This is a genomic window from Streptococcus sp. oral taxon 431, from assembly GCF_023115445.1.
In the GTDB taxonomy this organism is placed as follows: domain Bacteria; phylum Bacillota; class Bacilli; order Lactobacillales; family Streptococcaceae; genus Streptococcus.
Map to the genome: position 1 here is coordinate 17,293 of NZ_JALDUI010000011.1, position 20,476 is coordinate 37,768.

20 protein-coding genes are annotated in these 20,476 nt (G+C 41.4%); 2 read left to right on the forward strand and 18 right to left on the reverse strand.

Annotated features, from left to right (window positions below; genetic code table 11):
* The first annotated feature begins 237 nt into the window (after window positions 1-237).
* Together M1R56_RS06745 and M1R56_RS06750 are read left to right on the forward strand one after the other, a co-directional pair.
* Window positions 238-1,692 carry a sucrose-6-phosphate hydrolase gene (locus tag M1R56_RS06745; RefSeq protein WP_049528003.1) on the forward strand — a complete coding sequence of 485 codons (1,455 nt, stop codon included), beginning with the start codon at window positions 238-240 and terminating at the stop codon, window positions 1,690-1,692.
* Window positions 1,673-2,638: a LacI family DNA-binding transcriptional regulator gene (locus M1R56_RS06750; RefSeq protein ID WP_049528006.1), complete on the forward strand. Its 966-nt coding sequence runs from the start codon at window positions 1,673-1,675 to the stop codon at window positions 2,636-2,638. Before M1R56_RS06745 ends, M1R56_RS06750 begins: the two co-directional genes overlap by 20 nt.
* A gap of 244 nt (window positions 2,639-2,882) precedes the next feature.
* Here M1R56_RS06750 and M1R56_RS06755 read toward each other — a convergent pair whose 3' ends face one another.
* The 18 genes from M1R56_RS06755 to rsfS form a co-directional block, all read right to left on the reverse strand.
* The gene (locus M1R56_RS06755; RefSeq protein WP_248035236.1) at window positions 2,883-3,074 is read right to left on the reverse strand and encodes a hypothetical protein; all 192 of its coding nucleotides are present in this window, start codon (window positions 3,072-3,074) and stop codon (window positions 2,883-2,885) included.
* A 236-nt stretch (window positions 3,075-3,310) separates the two neighbouring features.
* Window positions 3,311-4,585, reverse strand: a complete 1,275-nt coding sequence (locus M1R56_RS06760; protein WP_075231434.1) for a hydroxymethylglutaryl-CoA reductase, degradative — start codon at window positions 4,583-4,585, stop codon at window positions 3,311-3,313.
* Window positions 4,585-5,757: a hydroxymethylglutaryl-CoA synthase gene (locus M1R56_RS06765; protein WP_075231435.1), complete on the reverse strand. Its 1,173-nt coding sequence runs from the start codon at window positions 5,755-5,757 to the stop codon at window positions 4,585-4,587. The genes M1R56_RS06760 and M1R56_RS06765 overlap by 1 nt, the downstream gene beginning before the upstream one ends.
* A 153-nt stretch (window positions 5,758-5,910) precedes the next feature.
* The gene (locus M1R56_RS06770) at window positions 5,911-6,360 is read right to left on the reverse strand and encodes a threonine/serine exporter family protein (protein ID WP_049503410.1); all 450 of its coding nucleotides are present in this window, start codon (window positions 6,358-6,360) and stop codon (window positions 5,911-5,913) included.
* Between the two features lies 1 nt (window position 6,361).
* Complete coding sequence (locus M1R56_RS06775; protein ID WP_248035238.1) at window positions 6,362-7,120, reverse strand: threonine/serine exporter family protein; 759 nt, start codon at window positions 7,118-7,120, stop codon at window positions 6,362-6,364.
* A gap of 86 nt (window positions 7,121-7,206) precedes the next feature.
* Window positions 7,207-9,090 carry a Stk1 family PASTA domain-containing Ser/Thr kinase gene (gene pknB, locus M1R56_RS06780; protein WP_248035240.1) on the reverse strand — a complete coding sequence of 628 codons (1,884 nt, stop codon included), beginning with the start codon at window positions 9,088-9,090 and terminating at the stop codon, window positions 7,207-7,209.
* A complete protein-coding gene (locus tag M1R56_RS06785; RefSeq protein WP_248035242.1) occupies window positions 9,087-9,827 on the reverse strand; it encodes a Stp1/IreP family PP2C-type Ser/Thr phosphatase in 741 nt (246 codons plus the stop codon). Before M1R56_RS06785 ends, pknB begins: the two co-directional genes overlap by 4 nt.
* A 15-nt stretch (window positions 9,828-9,842) precedes the next feature.
* A complete protein-coding gene (rsmB, locus tag M1R56_RS06790; protein WP_248035244.1) occupies window positions 9,843-11,156 on the reverse strand; it encodes a 16S rRNA (cytosine(967)-C(5))-methyltransferase RsmB in 1,314 nt (437 codons plus the stop codon).
* Window positions 11,149-12,084 carry a methionyl-tRNA formyltransferase gene (gene fmt, locus M1R56_RS06795; protein ID WP_248035246.1) on the reverse strand — a complete coding sequence of 312 codons (936 nt, stop codon included), beginning with the start codon at window positions 12,082-12,084 and terminating at the stop codon, window positions 11,149-11,151. Before fmt ends, rsmB begins: the two co-directional genes overlap by 8 nt.
* 11 nt (window positions 12,085-12,095) lie before the next feature.
* On the reverse strand, window positions 12,096-14,492 hold the full coding sequence (locus M1R56_RS06800; RefSeq protein ID WP_248035248.1) for a primosomal protein N': 2,397 nt from the start codon (window positions 14,490-14,492) through the stop codon (window positions 12,096-12,098).
* A gap of 84 nt (window positions 14,493-14,576) precedes the next feature.
* A complete protein-coding gene (gene rpoZ / locus M1R56_RS06805; RefSeq protein ID WP_006146546.1) occupies window positions 14,577-14,891 on the reverse strand; it encodes a DNA-directed RNA polymerase subunit omega in 315 nt (104 codons plus the stop codon).
* Window positions 14,892-14,915: 24 nt separating this feature from the next.
* Window positions 14,916-15,542, reverse strand: coding sequence for a guanylate kinase (gmk, locus tag M1R56_RS06810; RefSeq protein WP_248035250.1), 627 nt, complete (start codon window positions 15,540-15,542; stop codon window positions 14,916-14,918).
* A 136-nt stretch (window positions 15,543-15,678) separates the two neighbouring features.
* A complete protein-coding gene (locus tag M1R56_RS06815) occupies window positions 15,679-17,292 on the reverse strand; it encodes a ribonuclease Y (protein WP_049528027.1) in 1,614 nt (537 codons plus the stop codon).
* A 215-nt stretch (window positions 17,293-17,507) separates the two neighbouring features.
* Window positions 17,508-17,762, reverse strand: a complete 255-nt coding sequence (locus M1R56_RS06820; protein WP_248035252.1) for a Txe/YoeB family addiction module toxin — start codon at window positions 17,760-17,762, stop codon at window positions 17,508-17,510.
* A 3-nt stretch (window positions 17,763-17,765) separates the two neighbouring features.
* Entirely contained in the window at window positions 17,766-18,020 is a 255-nt protein-coding gene (locus tag M1R56_RS06825) for a type II toxin-antitoxin system Phd/YefM family antitoxin (protein ID WP_186822552.1), read from the reverse strand.
* 132 nt (window positions 18,021-18,152) lie between these two features.
* A complete protein-coding gene (locus M1R56_RS06830; RefSeq protein WP_248035254.1) occupies window positions 18,153-19,250 on the reverse strand; it encodes a nucleotidyltransferase in 1,098 nt (365 codons plus the stop codon).
* A gap of 9 nt (window positions 19,251-19,259) precedes the next feature.
* Window positions 19,260-20,000 carry a class I SAM-dependent methyltransferase gene (locus M1R56_RS06835; protein ID WP_282434686.1) on the reverse strand — a complete coding sequence of 247 codons (741 nt, stop codon included), beginning with the start codon at window positions 19,998-20,000 and terminating at the stop codon, window positions 19,260-19,262.
* A gap of 110 nt (window positions 20,001-20,110) precedes the next feature.
* Window positions 20,111-20,464 carry a ribosome silencing factor gene (rsfS, locus tag M1R56_RS06840; protein WP_075231449.1) on the reverse strand — a complete coding sequence of 118 codons (354 nt, stop codon included), beginning with the start codon at window positions 20,462-20,464 and terminating at the stop codon, window positions 20,111-20,113.
* Window positions 20,465-20,476 lie beyond the last annotated feature (12 nt).

Sequence of the window (20,476 nt, forward strand, 5' to 3'; positions counted from 1 at the left end):
ATTTTTTGATTGTTTTTGCTATTTTTTTCATCAACACAGCCATAACACCCTCTAAAATCAAGGTTTTTACTTTAAAGTTTTTCAAAAACTTTCATATTTTCATCATTTTCCATAAAATTACGTTTCCAAACTCTGTCAATCGTTTGACATTTTTTTCTTTAATTTAGTGTAAAAGACTTGCTTTTTTATAAGGAAACGTTTACTATTAAGATAGTAGAATTTATGGAGGAAATAGAAATGGAATGGACTACTGAACGTCGTTACAGACGTTATGAAGATTGGACACAAGAAGAAAGAAAAGAAATCCAAGAAAAGATGGTGCAATCCCCATGGCATGTCAGCTATCACATTGAACCAAAGGAAGGACTTCTCAACGATCCAAACGGTTTTTCTTATTTTGATGGTAAGTGGATTGTATTTTACCAAAACTTCCCCTTTGGAGCAGCCCACGGCTTGAAATCTTGGGTTCAACTTGAGAGTGACGATTTGGTGCACTTTACTGAAACAGGTGTAAAAATCTTACCTGATACTCCACTGGATAGCCACGGCGCTTACTCAGGATCTGCTATGCAGTTTGGTGATCAATTGTTCCTATTCTATACAGGAAATGTCCGTGATGAAAATTGGGTTCGCCACCCTTATCAGATTGGTGCCTTGATGGATAAGGATGGAAATATTAAAAAGATTGATAAGATCTTGATTGATCAGCCTGCTGATGCTACTGACCACTTCCGCGATCCACAGATTTTTAACTTTAAAGGACAATACTACGCTATCGTTGGTGGTCAAGACTTGGAGAAAAAAGGGTTTATCCGTCTTTACAAAGCTGTCGAAAATGATTATACAAACTGGCAAGAAGTTGGTGATCTTGACTTCAACAATGACCGTACTGCCTATATGATGGAGTGCCCAAATCTTGTCTTTGTTGGAGAACAACCTGTCCTTCTCTACTGCCCACAAGGTTTGGATAAAAAGGTTCTTGACTACGATAATATCTATCCAAATATGTATAAAATCGGTGTTTCCTTCGATCCTGAAAATGCTCGTATGGTAGATGTGTCTGAACTACACAATCTAGACTATGGTTTCGAAGCATATGCCACTCAGGCCTTCAATGCTCCTGATGGACGTGCTCTGGCAGTTAGTTGGCTTGGTTTGCCAGATGTGTCTTATCCATCTGATCGTTTTGATCACCAAGGGACTTTCTCATTGGTCAAGGAACTTACCATTAAAGATGGCAAACTCTATCAGTATCCTGTAGCTGCTATCAAAGAACTCCGTGCTTCACAAGAGGAATTTTCAAATCGTTCTGAAACCAAAAACACCTACGAGCTCGAGCTTAACTTAGCAGCCAATAGTCAAAGTGAAATCGTTCTTCTTGCTGACAAAGATGGCAAAGGACTCTCTATCAATTTTGACCTTGTCAATGGTCAAGTTACTGTTGACCGCAGTCAAGCAGGTGAGCAATATGCTCAAGAATTTGGAACTACTCGCTCATGTTCAATCGACAACCAAGCTACTACTGTAAATATCTTCATCGATAATTCAGTCTTTGAAATTTTCATCAATAAAGGAGAAAAAGTATTTTCTGGTCGTGTCTTCCCTCACAAAGATCAAAATGGAATCCTCATTAAATCTGGAACCCCAACTGGAACTTACTACGAATTAGAATATGGTCGCAAAACTAACTGATGTCGCAGAACTAGCAGGCGTCAGCCCAACTACTGTCTCACGTGTTATCAATAAAAAGGGCTACCTGTCAGAAAAAACTATTCAAAAGGTCAATGAGGCCATGCGGGAGTTAGGCTACAAACCCAACAACCTTGCTCGTAGCCTCCAAGGGAAATCAGCCAAGTTAATTGGGTTGATTTTCCCAAAAATCAGCCATGTTTTCTATGCTGAATTGATTGACAAACTGGAGCACGAACTCTTCAAAAACGGCTATAAGACCATCATCTGTAATAGTGAGCACGATTCGGAAAAAGAACGTGAATATCTTGAAATGCTAGAAGCTAATCAAGTGGATGGCATTATCTCTGGTAGCCATAACTTAGGGATTGAGGACTACAATCGCGTAACGGCTCCAATCATTTCTTTTGACCGAAACCTATCACCAGACATTCCTGTCGTTTCCTCTGATAACTATGCTGGTGGAGTCCTAGCAGCTCAAACCTTGGCTAAAACTGGATCCAAGTCTGTCATTATGATTACAGGTAATGACAACTCCAATTCACCAACTGGACTTCGCCATGCAGGCTTTGCTTCTATCTTCCCAAAAGCTCCCATCATCAATATTTCCAGTGACTTTTCACCCCTCCGCAAGGAAATGGAAATCAAAAGTATTCTGAAAAAACAAAAACCAGATGCTATTTTCGCATCGGATGATTTGACTGCCATCTTGGTAATGAAGATCGCCCAGGAACTTGGCATCTCTGTTCCAGAACAACTCAAGGTTATTGGTTACGATGGAACTTATTTTATCGAGAATTTCTATCCTCATCTTACTACCATTAAACAACCTTTAGAAGAAATTGCTCGCCTGACAGTTGATTTACTCCTTCAAAAAATCGAAGGAAAAGAAGTTGCCACGACTGGTTATTTCTTACCAGTCAGCCTCTTACCAGGTAAAAGTATTTAAACAAAAAGAGTCTGAGACAAAATAGTTCTCAGACTCTTAATTTAGTATACTATCAATAAATAATATTATAGAAGCAATAATAACTATGATTTTACCTATTTGGATAAGTTTACTTTGAGATTTAAATATATTTTCTAACAAAAATATTTGGATCACACACATTATAGGAATTAAATTTTTTGAAATCGAGAAGTATCCAAACAAATAGACTATAAATAATAAAAATAAAACTACATTGTATTTCTTATTCAAAACAGTTATCACCAATTTCCTTAATTCCCAAAATAGTAGACCCCATGTCAACTACAGCATATCCGAATTTTGTAGCTGAAACCACCTCATTAGCATGAACAACTGAAACACCTTCTGTAAGTGCTATATTCAATATTACTGTACTAAGTAATGCAACACTCACCATTTTTATTTTTTTATTCATAATCAAAAATCCTCCTCTCTATATTTTTTGATTATGAATCTTAATAATTTACAACTATGTTATAACAAAAAATGAAAGCGTTGTCAATACATACGTCTTGTTTTTTTGAACAAAAACAGAAAAACTGGCAAATAATGTCATTGAATTAAGAAACTCAAATACGATTCTGTATTTGAGTTTCTTTTATTTGAAAAAACAGTAAAAAGCGCTAAAAATCAAACCAGTCTAAATTTTTCTTATGATCTTAAATGTTTCAATAGCGTTTGCGCTTTTTCTAGATTAAAGGTTTTTTCAGCAATCAAGTTTTCTACTAACTTGGGTACTTCTGCCTCAGTCGCACCTGCTAAAAGCGCTAAAGATTTCGCTTGAAGCTTCATGTGTCCATGCTGAATCCCTGTACTGACAAGAGCTTTAAGTGCTGCAAAGTTTTGAGCGAGACCAATCGAAACGATAATTTGAGCCAATTCTTTGGCAGATGGTTGACCTAGCAACTCATGACTGAGTACAACTCGAGGATTGAGACCAATCGAACCGCCCTTAGTGGCAACTGGCATCGGCATGGTCATCTCTCCAATAAGCTCTTCGTTTTCCAAATCTATAGTCCAACGACTGAGTCCTCGATAGGCGCCATCATGACTTGCATAGGCATGCGCTCCTGCTTCGATGGCACGCCAATCATTTCCTGTCGCAATCAAAAGGGCATCGATTCCATTAAAAATTCCCTTATTGTGAGTAGCTGCTCGATAAGGATCTGCCTGAGCAAACTGGCTAGCTAAAACCATTTTTTCCGCTAGTTCACGCGCTTCATCCTTCTGGCGACTCAAATAACGAAAGGCAATACGACAAGTTGCTGTTACTAGAGAATCTGTGGCATAGTTGGATAGAATTCCCATTAAACTTTGCCCTTGACTTAGAGCCTCTAGACTTGGTTTTAAAGCTTCAAGCATGGTATTGAGCATATTAGCTCCCATTGCTTCCTGAGTATCTACATGGAGATAAACCACTAAAAAGTCAGACTCACCAGAAATTTTTTCAACTGTTAGCTCTCTGGCTCCACCACCACGTTTGACAATAGAGGGATAGGCTTGGTTTGCTTGTTCGAGCAACTCTGCTTTTTGACTCAGAATAGCCTGACAAGCTTTATCCCTATCTGGAACCTGATAGAGGGCTACCTGACCTATCATTTGTCGCTGATGAACTTGAGCTGTAAAACCTCCAGCACGTTTGATAATCTTACTGGCAAAACTAGCTGCAGCAACAACAGATGGTTCTTCGGTCACATAGGGAACTGTGTATTCTTGACCATTTACCAGAACTTCTGGAACGATTGAGTATGGAAGTGAGAAGGTTCCTACCACATTTTCACTCAATTGGTCCGCTACTGCTAGACTGAGATTTTCATTTTGCGCAAGACTTTCTTGGGCTTCAATAGTAGTAAGCGCCTGAGACTTAACGAACTCTAGGCGCTCTTGAATTGATTTTTTAGCAAATCCATTCCAATTTTTTTTCATTATTTTTCAACCTTGCTGTAGCGACGTTGGTGTTCTACAATCTCAACAAGGGCATAGTCTTGCCCTTCATAGCCTGACATCGTTGCAGAACCAGACTCATCTAATTGGGCTTCCTCAAAGAAGATTCGTTCATAGTCAGCAACACTCAATGCTTGACGTTGGTCTAGCAAGTCTAAGCGATTTTTCTGCAATTGCTTTTCAAAACCTTCAACCAATACTACACTAAAGAACTCAGATACAGCCCCACTACCATAGCTGTAGAGGGCAATCTTATCCCCAGCTTTTAGGCTATCAGAATTTTCAAGAAGAGACAAGAGACCTAAGAAGAGTGAACCTGTATAAATGTTCCCAACTTTTTGGCTATAAATAATAGATTCATCAAAGTGCTTTTGAAGCAAGTCCTTCTTCTCTTGAGGCAAGGATTTGTCTAGGATTTTTTTCAATCCTTTGAGAGCTAGCTTTGGATATGGCAAGTGGAAACATACAGCTTCAAAATCATCCAAAGTACAGTCATAACGCTTTTGGTACTCTTCCCAAGTCGTTTTTAAGCTATCAAGATATTGTTGCGTTGAGTAAACCCCATTTACAAATGGTGTTGTCGAGTAATTTGGACGCCAAAAGTCCATAATATCACGAGTTTGTGCAACATTATCATTATTGAAGACCATAACACGTGGATTTTGGCTAATCAACATAGCAACACAGCCTGCACCTTGAGTTGGTTCTCCAGGAGTTTCGACACCATATCTTGCAATATCGCTAGCCAGCACTAAAACTTTTGATTTAGGAGAATTTTCTACATGTAACTTAGCATAGTGAAGGGCCGCTGTTGCACCATAGCAAGCTTCCTTGATTTCAAAACTACGAGCAAATGGTTGAATTCCTAGCAAACCGTGTACAAAGACAGCTGCAGCTTTACTCTGGTCAATCCCAGACTCTGTCGCTACGATAACCATGTCAATCTCTTGCTTCTCTTCTTCAGTCAGGATAGAATTACCTGCACTGGCAGCCAAGGTAACAATATCCTCTGTCAAAGGAGCAATACTCAATTCTTTTAAAAGGAGTCCTTTACTCAATTTTTCAGGATCAATTCCTCGGGTTTCCGCTAAATCTTGTAATTTCAAAACGTATTGACTGGTTGCAAAACCAATCTTATCAATACCGATTGTCATATTTACCTCTATTTTTATCATTCATTGTAAAAAATCGTTCACCTCTATTTTATCACAATTGAGGTCAAATGAGCTAAAAAAGACTTGATTCACCAAATCAAGTTCATTATCTCATTTTTCAAATAGAACTTTAGGGCTACAAAAAATCGAGTCTTAGCTAGCTCGATTCTTTTTGAGATAATGATACAATTTCAACAAAACTGTCCCACTGGCCATTCCAATGGAGATAACAAGGGCCAACATCATAACTAGCATGGCACTAGAAATGGCATGGCCGTAGTCACCTGTAACGAAGAAGGAAGTGGTTCGATAGGACAGATAACCTGGCACTAATGGTGCCAGAATGGCTAGGGCAAAAACCACTGCTGGTGTTTTGTAGAGAATACTCATAATCTGGCTAACACAAGAACCAATCACCGCAGCAATAAAGGTTGCCAAAATAACATTGGTTGGTTCCTTGAGTATCAGATAGAGTAGCCAGATAGACATTCCTAAAACTCCACCAGGGATAAGCATGGAACGCTGGACATTTAAAACGATTAAAAAGGTAATAATGGCAAGCAAACTTGCCAGAGCTTGCAATAAAAATGTTGTTAGTGTCATATTAGTTCATGAGTATGAGGGCGACTGATGTTCCAGCCCCTAAGGCAAGGGTAATCAGCAAGGATTCAAACATCTTGCTCATACCAGAGTTAATGTGATTGGTCATAATATCTCGAACAGCATTGGTCAGAGCAATTCCAGGTACAAAAGGCATAACCGCACCCGCAATCACCAGATCAGCTGTTGATGGTAAACCAGAATAGCGCGCCCAAAATTGTGCAATCAAACCAAAGACAAGAGCTCCTGCGAAAGCAGTCATAAAGGGAATACGGATAAATTTTTCTACATAGAGCGAACAAGTGAAGGCAAACAAGGTCGCCACTCCTGCTCCGATTGCATCGTAGACATTCCCACCGAACATGATTGAAAAGAAAGGAGCACTGAGGGTCGCTGCAGCAATTAGTTGAACATTGGTATAGGGAGATGCCTTGGCATTCAATTCCTTTAGTTGGATAAAGGCTGTCTCCAAATCCAGCTGTCCTGCTACAAGTTGCCGTGAAATCTGGTTGACATCACACACCTTCTCAATATTATAAGCAGAGGAGGTCACTCGCTTCATACGAGAGATATTTGTATTTTCAATGGAAAAAAAAATGGCGGCAGGCATGGCTAGGACATTGCAATCCATAATGCCTTGCGAGTGCGCAATACGAATCATAGTATCCTCAACACGATGGATTTCAGAGCCATTTCGAAGCAGAATCGTTCCTGCAAGCATAATGACATCAATAACTGCATTCAGTTTTTTTGATTCGTCCATATTTCCCTCCTTGATAAGCTTCTTTTATTTTATCACAAATTTGAAGGAAAAAAAATCTTTGTCACAAAAACTGTGACAAAGATTGGTTAGTTATTTGTGCTATGTTCGTCCACATGAGTTTGCGAAGACGAAGATGGAGTTGTTGGACCTTGTGATGGCACTGTATTGTCCGTTCTATTAGTATTGCGCTGGCTCGAAGACGGAACCGAAGAAGATGATGGTGGAGTTTTTGGTTTATAAATAGAAATCTTTATACGTGTCGTACTTAGATCAACTTTCTCACCTAGTTTTGGACTTTGATCCACAACGGTTCCTTCAGCAGCGCCCTCAGGAGCTGTCGATACCTCCACTACTTCGATATTGGCTTCCTTGACACCAACAATTTGAATTAAGTTATTCTTTGTAAATTCAAGACTTGAGCCAATATAACTTGGCATGGTCACGGTTGTCACCTTTTTAGCAACAGTCAAAACGATAGAAGTTGCCTTGCTAAGATCATAGGTTGTACCTTCTGCTAGGCTCTGTTTTAAAACCACACCTGGTTCTGATTCACTGGACTCTTCTTCTTCAATCTTAATCAGATTTTCAGGAACCTTTTTCCCTTTCAATTCTGCAATAACATCAGTAGATTTTCGTCCAATATAGTTTCCAATCTTAAATGATTGTTTACCTGAAGATATGATTAGATTAACTTTAGACCCTTCTTTGCGAGCTGAGCCAGCATCTGGATCTGTTCGGATAACCCGTCCTTCCTCGACTGTTTCACTGGCTTCCGTTTTCTCATCACCAACTTCAAAGTTGGCTTTTTTCAAAGTTTCCTTAGCTTCAGCAACAGTTTGACCTGCAACTTTTGGAATCTCAACAGTAGCTGGTGTTCTGGATAAAATCCACACCAAAGAAGCGGCAACCAGTACGAAACTTGCTAGTAGAACTAGATAACGTGCTTTAAAACGACGTTTTTTCACCGGTTTTTCCACAGATTTTTTAGCGCTTACTTCTGGGCTAGCTTTAGTTGCCTGATGGCTATCTGTCTGTGGTTGAACCTTAGGAATAGAGGTCAAGGTTGTTTGAGAAACCTTTGGCAAGGTCTTGGTATCTGCCTTACTAGCATCATCAAAAACAAGTTTAGGTTCATTTCTGCGGTTATAAGATAGACTGCTAGATAAATCAACATACATCTCTGAAACCGACTTGTATCGATCCGTAAGCTTTTTAGCAGTTGCCTTGATAACCACATTTTCTAAGGCTTGGGGGACAGATGGATTTTCAGCGATGACCGATGGCAGCGGTTTTTGAAAATGCTGGAGGGCAATGGTTACTGCACTATCGCCATCATAAGGGATATGCCCTGTCAACATCTCATAGAAGATAATCCCCATGGCATAGATGTCACTCTGGACAGTTGCCTTAGAGCCACGAGCCTGCTCAGGTGACAAGTAGTGGACAGAGCCCAGCATAGAGTTGGTCTGAGTCAGACTGGTCTCTGCAAAGGCTACGGCAATCCCAAAGTCAGTTACCTTGGCCGTCCCATCCGGAGTTAAAAGAATGTTTTGAGGTTTTAAGTCACGATGGACAATACCTTTAGTGTGCGCTAAGCGCATCGCTAAGAGAATCTGACCCATAATACGGACAGCTTCTTCATTTGAGAGGGGATAGTGTTCTTTGATATAGCGCTTGAGATCAAGACCGGCTACATATTCCATAGCCAGGTACTGTTGACCGTCCTCTTCGCCGATATCCGTTATCCGAACGATATGGGGATGATCTAAGTCAGCCATTGCACGCGCTTCACGCTGAAAACGAGCAACAGCAATCGGGTCAGTCTGGTAGTTAGTCCTTAGGACCTTTACAGCTACCTCTTCCCCGTCTAAAATCAAATCCTTGGCCAGGTAGACATCCGCCATACCTCCACGGCCAATTTGTTTGACAATCCGATACCGCCCGGCAAAAATCTTGCCGATCTGGATCATTGTGCCGCCTCCTCCTCAATCGAAACAAGGGCAACTGTAATATTATCAAGGCCACCAGCATTGTTAGCAAAACGAATCAAGGTCGCCGCTTTATCATCAAGCGAGATATCACTTGTGACAATATCACAGATTTCACTAGCTGAAATCATATTTGTCAGACCATCGCTATTGAGCAAGAGATAGTCTCCTGCTTCCAAACTGACAATTCCTAAGTCAGGTTGAATTTCGTCTTTTTGTCCGATAGATTGGGTGATAATATTTTTTTGTGGATGCGCTTCTGCCTCTTCTGGTGTCAGTTGACCTGCCTTGAGCAATTCGTTAACCAAGGAATGATCACTTGTCAGTTGACGGTACTCTTCCCCTCGAATGAGACCGATTCTAGAATCTCCGATATGGGCATAAATTGCCTGATTTCCGATAACTGCAAGAGCTTCGAGGGTTGTCCCCATTCCCTTGTAGGCTTCATCTCGTCCTAGTTGATAAATCTTTTGATTTTCAATTTCTAGGTAGTGGGCAAACCATTCGCGAACTTCATTGACCGTGTCAATCTGGGTATCTACCCATGACACACCCAAGTCAGTCACAGCCATTTCGCTAGCAATATTTCCTGCGCGATGACCTCCCATTCCGTCAGCCAAGAGAATCATTGTACAACCTGCTCGGTTGATAAAAAGATTGACATAGTCTTGATTATTTGTACGCTTCTGACCCACATCTGTTAATAATGAAATCTCCATTGTGTCAGTTCCTTCCTAATTGGATATCTTACGAAATTGGCTAATAAAGAATCCATCACTTCCGTACAATTCCGGAGTAATAAGGATACAGCCATCTTTTAGAATATCCTTGCATTCGTGTTCTAGTTTAACCTGCTCGAACTCGGGATGACTTTCTAAAAATGCTTGAACCACTTTAAAGTTCTCTTCCGAGACAATAGTGCAGGTACTATAGGTTATTATACCACCTTTTCGTAGTGTTTGACAAACACTACCTAATATTTCCAGCTGAATTTCCTGTAATGACGCGAAATCTGCTGTCTCTTTATTATATTTGATATCTGGTTTTCGACGCAATAAACCAATCCCTGAACAAGGGGCATCAACAAGAATCTTATCAAATTGATCCTTACCAAAAAATTCATGCACTTTTCGAGCATCCAGTTTTTGCGTTTGGACACGGTCCGCTACACCTAAACGCTGAGCATTTTCTTGAATTAAGGTGAGTTTGTGGTCATAGAGATCTAAAGCCGTTACCTGACCTGTCGTCAGATAGGATGCCATATGGGCGGTCTTTCCGCCAGGAGCTGCACAGGCATCCAAAACCTGCTCCTCTCCTTGTAGCTCTAGTGTTGGTGCAACCAGTTGACTAGACTCATCTTGGATAGTAATAACCCCTTCAGCAAACAAGTCATGACCCGCAAAATGCCCCTGTTCCTTAACCAGACCAGCAGGAGATAAATGAGAATCACTTGCACCAAGCAGAGCTTTGATTTCCTCTTTTCGGCTCAAATCTGTTACGCGAATACTGGCTTTATTACGCTTCAATAGACTTTCAAAAATCGCTTGCGCTCTCTCTTCACCATACTCTTCCTTGAGCTTAGAAACCAACCACACTGGCAAAGAGTAGGCGATGGAATCACGCTTATTTTTACGTTTGATACTGGCAATATCTGGCAAGCCCTCACGCAAGATGCGGCGCAGAACAGCATTGACTAGTTTTTCGCTACCTTTTTTTCGAAGTTTAGCCAGTTCCACTGCTTCATTGACCACTGCATGATCAGGAAGTTTATCCAAGTATTGGAGTTGATAGACGCTCATGAGAAGCAAAACATAGAGCCAGCTGTCTAGCTTGTCTCTATCCTCAATAAAGTGAGACAAATACCATTCTAAAGTTAGTTTACGAGCTACGGTTCCATAGACCAGTTCGGTCACCAAGCCTTTGTCTGTTGCTGACAGCTGACTGGCTTTTAGGTGTTTGTTTAAGGCGATATTGGAGTAAGCTTGTTGGATAAAGACATATTCCAATACCTCTAGGGCTAAACTTCTAGCCGTTTCTACTTTAGTCACCAAATCGTTCTCCTACTGCTAAAGTCCGTCCCACACCGTTAAGGAAGGAACCAATGTCCATTTTAGGTTTTCCTGCTGGTTGAACCTGTTTGAGAGATAGAGCCCCTTCTGCTGTTGCGACAATCAATTCTTTCTTACCGATGGAGAGTATCTTACCTGGAGTTCCATGACCTTCTACAGGCAGAGCTTCATAGATTTTGAAGCGTTCGCCCTTTAGAAAAGTATGAGCAACTGGCCAAGGATTCATCCCACGAATTTGGTTAAAGAGTTGACGGTTGGTCTTGTTCCAGTCCAGTTTTTCCTCCTCTGGTTTGATATTTGGTGAGAAAGTTACTTGGCTTGGATCTTGCGGTTGAGGCTGAATTTCACCAGCTATATAAGCAGGTAGAGTATCCAAAAGCAAATCACGACCAACAACCGCCAATTTCTCAAACAAGGTTCCTACATTGTCCTCATCTGTAATTGGAATACTACGACGGGAAATCATATCTCCTGCGTCCATCTCCTTGACCATTTCCATAATGGTTACTCCTGCCTCCTCATCACCCTGAATCAAGGCATAATGGATAGGAGCACCACCACGGTGTTTGGGAAGGAGGGAAGCATGAACATTGACTGCAAAATCCATGCTATCAAGGAGTTTACTTGGGAGGAATTGTCCAAAAGCTGCTGTTACAATCCCATCAGCTCCCAAATTCATGATGGCTTCCATTTCTGGACTACCCGATAATTTTTCAGGTTGGTAAATAGGAAGTCCTGCCTCTTTGGCTGCTTGTTTGACTGGGGTTTCTTGGATGACTTTTTTACGTCCAACCGCACGGTCTGGCTGAGTTACAACTGCAACAATCTCGTAGCGGTCATCTGTCAAAAGTCCCTTTAAAACAGTCGCTGAAAATTCAGGCGTTCCCATAAATATTAGTTTTGTCATCTTTTCTCCTTCTATAAAAATTGTTGCGGTTCGTGGTCAATACTGAGACGAAGTTCGCTATTTTCCCGTTCTTGTGTCAAGGCCAAGACCTGGTTAAGGGTTGAGCCCAGCTCATCTTCTAAACGGTATTTAATCAAAATTTGGTAATGATAGAGGTTATGAGTGCGAGCGATAGGTTTTGGTGTTGGTCCAAGGATGATACTAGCATCCGACAAACCTGACCGCAATATTTCCATGACTTCATAAGCTCTTCTAAGAACCTCTTCTTCTTTCTTATGAGACAAGGTAATTCCAATTGTGAAATAATAAGGTGGATAACCCAACTGACGTCTGATGCCCATTTCATAGGCATAAAATCCTTCGTAATCCTGATCCTTGGCAAAGCGAATAGCATAGTGCTGAGGATTGTAAGACTGGATCAAGACCTGCCCAGCTTTTTCAGCTCTTCCTGCTCGTCCTGCCACCTGGGTCAAGAGTTGGAAAGTTCTCTCAGAAGAACGGAAATCAGGCAGGTTCAAGGCTGTGTCCGCATTGAGAACACCAACCAAGGTCACATTTGGAAAGTCCAAGCCCTTGGCAATCATCTGGGTGCCAAGTAAAATATCAGCCTCCCCTTTTCCGAACTGCTCCAGTAAGGCTTGGTGGCTGCCTTTCTTACGAGTGGTATCCACATCCATTCGCAGAATACCTGCCTGCGGAAAGAGTTCTGCTAGCTCATCGTAGGCTTTCTGAGTTCCTGTTCCATAGTATCGAATACTACGACTCTGACAGTTTGGACAGACATGAGGGATTTCCTTAGAAAAACCACAATAATGACAATTCATAGTCTTAGTATCCATGTGTAGCGTCAAGGAAATATCACAGTTGGGACAGGTATCAACAGTCCCACATTCCCGACACATAACAAAGCTAGAATAACCACGACGATTGAGCATGAGAACAACCTGCTCTTTTTTATCCAATCGATTTCGAATGGCCTCAATCAGTGGTGGTGTAAAGTTTGATGTTTCATTTTGCCCGATATAATCACGGAAGTCAATCAGTTGAACTTGAGGAATACTTGCTAAAGGATTGGCCCTTTGCGTCAGACGGAGATGTTGATAAACACCCTTGCCAGCACGCGCACGACTTTCTAGACTCGGTGTTGCAGAACCCAGGACTAGGGCAGCCTGATTGTACTGGGCTCGTAAAAGAGCCACATCTCTAGCATGATAACGAGGATTGCTATCTTGCTTATAACTAGCCTCGTGCTCTTCATCGATAATGATAACACCTAGATTTTTTAAAGGCGCAAAAATAGCAGACCTGGCCCCTACAACTACCTGAGCATCTCCACGCTCCACCTTGCGCCACTCATCATACTTTTCACCATTGGACAAGCCTGAGTGAAGAATGGCTACTTTATCACCGAAACGAGCAATAAAACGCTCCGTCATTTGAGGTGTGAGAGAAATCTCTGGCACTAGAACAATCGCTGTTTTTCCCATATCCAGGGCACCTTGGATAATCTGCAGATAAACCTCGGTTTTCCCACTTCCAGTGATTCCTTGTAGAAGAAAGGGAGGATATTGCTTCCCAATCGCTCCAACAACCGCCTCACAGGCTTGTTTTTGCTCTGGGTTTAACTCTAAGGCTTGATTTGACTCGATTCCTTCAAAGTAGGCGGCTGAGCGTTGAACTTCCTTTTGAAGAATCGTCAAAGCCCCCTGTTCCACAAAGAAATTGACTTGTTCCCGTGAGTAATGTTCTAACAAATCAGCTAAAGGAACTGTTTCAGGATGTACTAATAAATATTCTCGCAGTTCCAATTTCTTCTTGGCACGATTTGAGATTTCTAGCTTTTCTAACTGTTCAAGATGAACTTCAACCCAAGACTGCGTCTTAACTTTCTTCTGATCCACAGCCTGATACTCTAGCTTCAAGATCCCTTTTCGGGTCAAACGCATCATCTCAGCTTGCTTTTCTAGGTCAAGAGATGAAAATGCTAGAGACTCCTGCGAACCAAACAAACGGTCTCTATCTTTCTGACTCAAGCCTTCCAGAGGATAGAGGATCTTATCATAGCTAGAATTCAAAAATCCTGGAAGCATGGCTTTTAAGATAGAAATCTTGTATGAAAAAACTGTCTTACGTAGTTCTTCGGCCAACCAGAGTTGTTCCTCTGTTAAAACAGGAGAAAAGTCCAGCACCTCGGCAATTTCTTTTAAGTCCTCGTCTGCCACATCTGCATCAGATTGAGACTCCAACCCAAGAACAATTCCCTGAATCAAGCGATTGGCCTTCCCAAAAGGTACATGAACTCGCATGCCAACTTCCAGCATCTCTTCAAATTCCTCTGGAATCTTGTAGCTATAGGGCTGGTCTGTCTGCATCAAGGGAACATCCACAATGATTTTTGCAATAGCCATATCCTCACCTCCTTCTCTTCTTAAATCCTTTTAATTGATTGAGTATTCTTGCAATAGAAAAAATAAGATTGAGTCCCCCCAACCTTAAATTTTTTCACCTTCTTCTTTTTCTTTCGCGATTTGCTCTTTAATTTTCTTTTCTTCTTCTTCTTTCAATCGTCTTTCTTCTTCGATACGACGACGAACAGCTTCGCGTTTTCCTTCTGGATCTGGGTGGATGGTTACATTCCCTGATTCAATTTCTTCCAAGGCACGAAGAGTTGATTTTTCAGATTTGAATTCTTGAGTAGCAGGTGCTCCAGCTTCTAATTCATGAGCACGCTTTGCTTCCAAGATAACGAGTGAATATTTTGATGGTACCTTGTCAAGTAAGGTATCAATAGAGGGTTTAAGCATCATTTGTTTGTACCTGTTTTCTAAATTTTATCGAATAGTCGGAGACTTTGGTAGCATATCCTGATAATGACCAATCACGCGGTCTACACGGAAATGTTCTGCTTCAATCACACGTTTAACACGATCGGCCGCTAGAGGAACATGGTCATTTACAATAGCGTAGTCATACTCACGCATCAAAGCAATTTCTTCCTTGGCTTTTTCGATACGCTGAGCAATCACTTCTGCACTATCTGTACCTCGGCCAACGAGACGGTCTTGCAATTCTTCCAAATCTGGTGGTGTTAAAAAAATAAAGACCGCATCTGGAACTTTTTTCTTAACCTGGAGAGCTCCCTGCACTTCAATTTCAAGAAAGACATCGATTCCCTTATCAAGCGTTTCATTAACATAAGTCAGAGGAGTTCCATAATAGTTACCCACATACTCTGCATACTCTAACATTTGCCCTTGACGGATCAACTCTTCAAATTCCTCCCGTGTACGGAAGAAATAATCAACACCATCTACTTCACCTGGACGTTGTGCCCGCGTTGTCATAGATACAGAATATTGAAATTGATTTTCAGAACTCTCAAAAATTTCTCGTCTAACCGTTCCTTTTCCAACTCCTGAAGGACCTGAAAAAACGATTAGTAAGCCTCGGTCTGCCATTATGTCTCCTTTGGATAGTTTGTGAAATGACTTGAAAATTTCTGTAAGATTATATATCTAAAGCCATTTCTGCTCGCTACAATCTTTCTATCTAGTGTAACAAAAAAGCAGTAATTTTTCAACTGCTCTTTCTTATTTATTTTGCATAATCAACTGCACGAAGTTCACGAATCACGGTTACCTTGATATTTCCTGGGTAATCGAGATTGTTTTCGATTTTCTCACGAACTTTATGAGCCAAGATTGTGACCTTGTCATCTTTGATTTGACCTGGATTTACCATAATGCGGATTTCACGACCTGCTTGAAGGGCAAAGCTATTTTGAACACCTTCAAAGCTATTCGCAATTTCCTCTAAATCATGGAGACGTTTAATGTAGCTTTCGAGTGACTCACTACGAGCTCCTGGACGGGCTGCGCTTAAGGCATCCGCTGCAGCAACGATAACTGCGATCACACTTTCAGGTTCTACATCTCCGTGGTGACTTGCAATGGTGTTGATTACAACTGGATGCTCTTTGTACTTGCGAGCTAACTCGGTACCAATCTCAACGTGGCTACCTTCTACTTCACGGTCAATGGCTTTACCAATATCGTGAAGGAATCCCGCACGACGAGCAAGGGTAGCATTTTCACCAAGTTCGCTGGCCATAATACCAGCCAACTTAGCAACTTCAATCGAATGACGCAAGACATTTTGTCCGTATGAAGTACGGAACTGCAAGCGACCCATGATCTTCATCAAGTCAGGGTGAAGGTTCGGTGCACCAATTTCATAGGCTGCTGCCTCACCATATTCACGAATCTTGTTATCAATCTCTTGACGATTTTTCTCAACCAACTCTTCGATACGAGCTGGGTGGATACGTCCATCCTTAAGCAAGGTTTCCATCGTCATACGGGCAATCTCGCGACGGATAGGATCAAAACCTGACAAGGTTACCACTTCTGGAGTGTCGTCAATGATAACATCAACCCCTGTCAAACTTTCAAAGGTACGAATATTACGCCCTTCACGACCAATGATACGACCTTTCATGGTATCATCAGGCAGATGAACTGTAGAGTTGGTAGACTCAGCTACATACTCACCAGCAATTCTCTGCATGGCTTGAGACAAGATATCCTTAGCCAATTTGTCTGAACGTTCCTTAACTTCTTGCTCAGCCTCACGAATGCGACTAGCAATTTCCTTAGTCAAGTTTTCCTCTGTCTGGGCCAAGATAATGTCTTTTGCTTCCGACTGAGTCAGAGTTCCAATACGCTCTAGTTCAGCTTGCTTTTGTTTCTCAATTTCTTCTAGTTGCTCTTCACGTACATCAAGGTTTTTTGCTCTATCAGAAATACTTTGTTCTTTTTGTTCAAGTGTTTTTTCTTTGTTCGTCAAATTGTCATCTTTACGATCAAGACTGCTAGCACGTTCGGTCAAACGACTTTCGATTTGCTTGAGTTCTTGACGTTCTGATTTAAATTCAGCGTCCACTTCTTCACGGTATTTTCTGGCTTCTTCTTTGGCCTCCAATAGTGCTTCTTTTTTAAGAGACTTGCTTTCGCTCTTAGCTTCATTGAGTAATAAATCCGCTTCGCGCTCAGCTTGTCCTCGTAAATTAGTTGCTTCTTGTTCAGCATTTAAAAGCATCAGCTCTGCAGCCTCTTGTGATGATTTCATCTTGACTGAGATGCTGACATATCCAATGACTAAACCAATGATGACGGCAAAAACAACGATAACAATCGCCATAATTTCCATGTTTTTACCTCAATTTATTTGTTCATCCGAATGATATGCATTCTCATACATTATACCATAAAAAATCATTTTTAACAAACCTTAATTTTAAGTTGTTTTGCTTATTTCGGCGATTAAAATCCTTATTTCCCTAATAAACTAGGGTATTGTTACTAAGCAAATTTTTAAAGAATTTTTTTACACACAAATTAGAAAAAGCCCACCTCTCAGTAGACTTAGTAATGATCCTTAAAGGATAAGAAAGCGACGCTATCACCATCCATCATATATATCAAGCGATTTTCTGCATCAATCCGACGTGACCAAACTCCTTGGTAATCATACTTGAGCGGTTCTGGTTTACCAATTCCTGAAAAAGGATCGCGTTGAATATCCTTGATTAGTTTGTTGATTCTTTTTAATGTTTTCTTATCTTGGTTTTGCCAATAGCAATAATCTGACCAGGCATCTTCTGTAAACTTGAGTAGCATCCATCACTCCTCAATCACATGCACCTGAGTGTGTCCCGCACGAACTTGGGACATTCCTCGCAAGACCTTGTCAGAAAGCTCCTTATTCTGAGCGATTCTTAGAGTTTCTTGAATACTATCCCACTCGCTTTTTGAAAGGACTACAATATCCTCGTCTGGATTTTTATTGACCACCGTCAAAGGCTCAAATTCATCGTTTACCTTCTTCATATAATCCTTCAAATGATTTCGGAATGTTGAGTAAAGAACTGCTTCCATAACCATACCTCGTTTTACCTCTTTTCCACTATTATACACAAAAAGAAAGAAATTGTCAGGAACTTGTACAAGTTTTTTCTTTTATATCTATTTATTCGAAAAAGACCAAAAAAAGCCTACCTTTCAGTAGACTTAGTTTGTTTCTATTCTAATTGGCACTCGACCAAAATTTTGTTCTGCGATACTTGGGTGTCCCAGTTGATAAATTTGGTCTGCCTTTTGAGTTATAGCATCCCAAGGCTCTTTGCCGATTCGGCTAACTAGCTGGACTTGGACTTTCAAGGATTTAAGATGTTGTCTGCCTTTTTCAGTGAAGCCAAGGACATGGATGGCTTCTGGCAGGTCACTTTCTCTAGCCTGCACCAAGATATAGGTCAAGAGGCGTCTGACACGCGCTTTAGTGTACCGTTTGGTAGCCACTAACTCAACCAATTCCTCGACAGATTGGGCTGTTTTGATGGCTTCCTTGATGCGCACTACCATTTCTTGATTGACCTGATAGATGGCAGTTAGGTCTGGATTTGACAAGATTTGATATCGTAAGAGTGGAAAATAATCTTCCCAATTTATCTTACTAGCATTTTCAAAAATTTCAACAGAAGGCATAAAACGTTCTAAGAAATCTTGGTCATTTTGGTGCTGACGAAGAGCTGTCGCCGAGGCAAAGTCCACATCCTTGCCTACAGAATGGTAACCAGCTCCCTGACGTTGAATTGGATGAAGTTTGATGTTGCGCCCCGCGACTGCCTTGGCATAGGCCAGAGCAAGGACATGATTGGGGGTATCTCCAGAAAAATCAAGACCTGCAAATTCCTTCCACATGGCTTGGGTTTTCTGTGGGTAAGAAAGAGAATCAGGTAAATTATCCACAAATTTCTCCATCTCTTGAACACGTTCTGAGTATAGGTCTGCGATTTTCTGGTAATCCAGAACTTCTTCTGTCCCAAATGCTAGAGTGTCAATCTCTAACCGTTCCAAGATAGCCACTGCACCTTGGCCGAAAAAATCCGCTGCTTGGACACTGACGAAAAAGGGCAATTCTACGACCAAATCCGCACCATGTTCCAGCGCCATCTGAGCCCGTGTCCACTTGTCCACGATAGCCGGCTCGCCCCGCTGCATGAAATTCCCAGACATGGCCACAATTTTCAATCCCTCCGCCTGTTCCAGCAGGTATTTGTGTCCATTATGAAAAGGATTGAACTCCGCGATAATACCTGTAATGGTCATGATATTCTCCTACTTCTGTGCGACGAAAAACCAACGGTTACTAGTCTCTGTTGGCACCTTGTCTTCAAAGTCCGAAAATAGTTTAAAGGACTTGAAACCAGCCTGCTCAAGTAAAATATCATAGGTTAAGACCTCATAAGTTCGTTCCTCATGAACTTCATCATGACGACTAAAGGAACCGTCCGCTTCCTTGATAAAGAAGGTCAGTTCATGCACGATAGAATGTGGTGCTGCATCCTCATAGGTATCCCAAAGCATGGCAAAATCTTCCGCATTTTCATGATAAGAATAACCTGGGAAGACCTCATCTGTCTGGTAAGTCGAATGCACATCAAAGATAAAGACCCCATCCTCATTGAGGGCATTATAAACTTCCTTAAAGACGTCCCCTACTTCCACCTCGTCCTGCATATAGCAGATAGAATCCGAGTAGCAGGTCACAAAGTCGTATTTACCTGCCTTGGACAAATCCAGCATATTACCTTCAATGAAATCAATCTTTTGCTTGGCTGAAGCCGCTCTCTTTTCGGCAATCTTCAACATATCCGCACTCAAATCAAATCCAGTCACATCAAAACCAGCTTGCGAAAAGCGAACGGACTGGATCCCTGTCCCACAAGTCAATTCCAAAAGCTTCTTTCTGTCCTTGGTTTTAGGCAAATGGCGTAGCGAAAAGTCCGTCCATTTGTCATATAAACTATCATCCATGACCGCATCATAGACCGCCGCAAAAGTTGCATAAGTTGCCATAATCATGATACCAAGAGCGTCCATGGCAAACACCACTCGCCCTTTACCTTTCAATCAATTTTTCTAAAATAAGCAAATAAAACCCAGTTGACTGCAACTGAGTTCATCTCCTATGCTAAGGTTTCTGAAATATCTACAGAATCTGCCTCATGCCATAGTTTTTCTAGGTTATAGTGGGCACGCATTTCTTCTGAGAAGATATGCACTACAACTCCACCGAGGTCTAGCAAGACCCAACCTCCAGCTGCATCGCCTTCGATATGGCTGCCTTTAAAACCAGCTTCCGCTACTTTTTCACGGATATTATCAGCGATAGCGTCCAACTGACGGCTATTCATAGAGCTAGTGATAACAAAGTAGTCTGTCACACTGGTCAAATCTTGTACATCAAGTGCGAGGATATCCTCGGCACGTTTCTCATCAGCCGCTTTCACGACTAGTTCTAGTAATTCTTTTTCGTTCATTTAGTCCTCTTT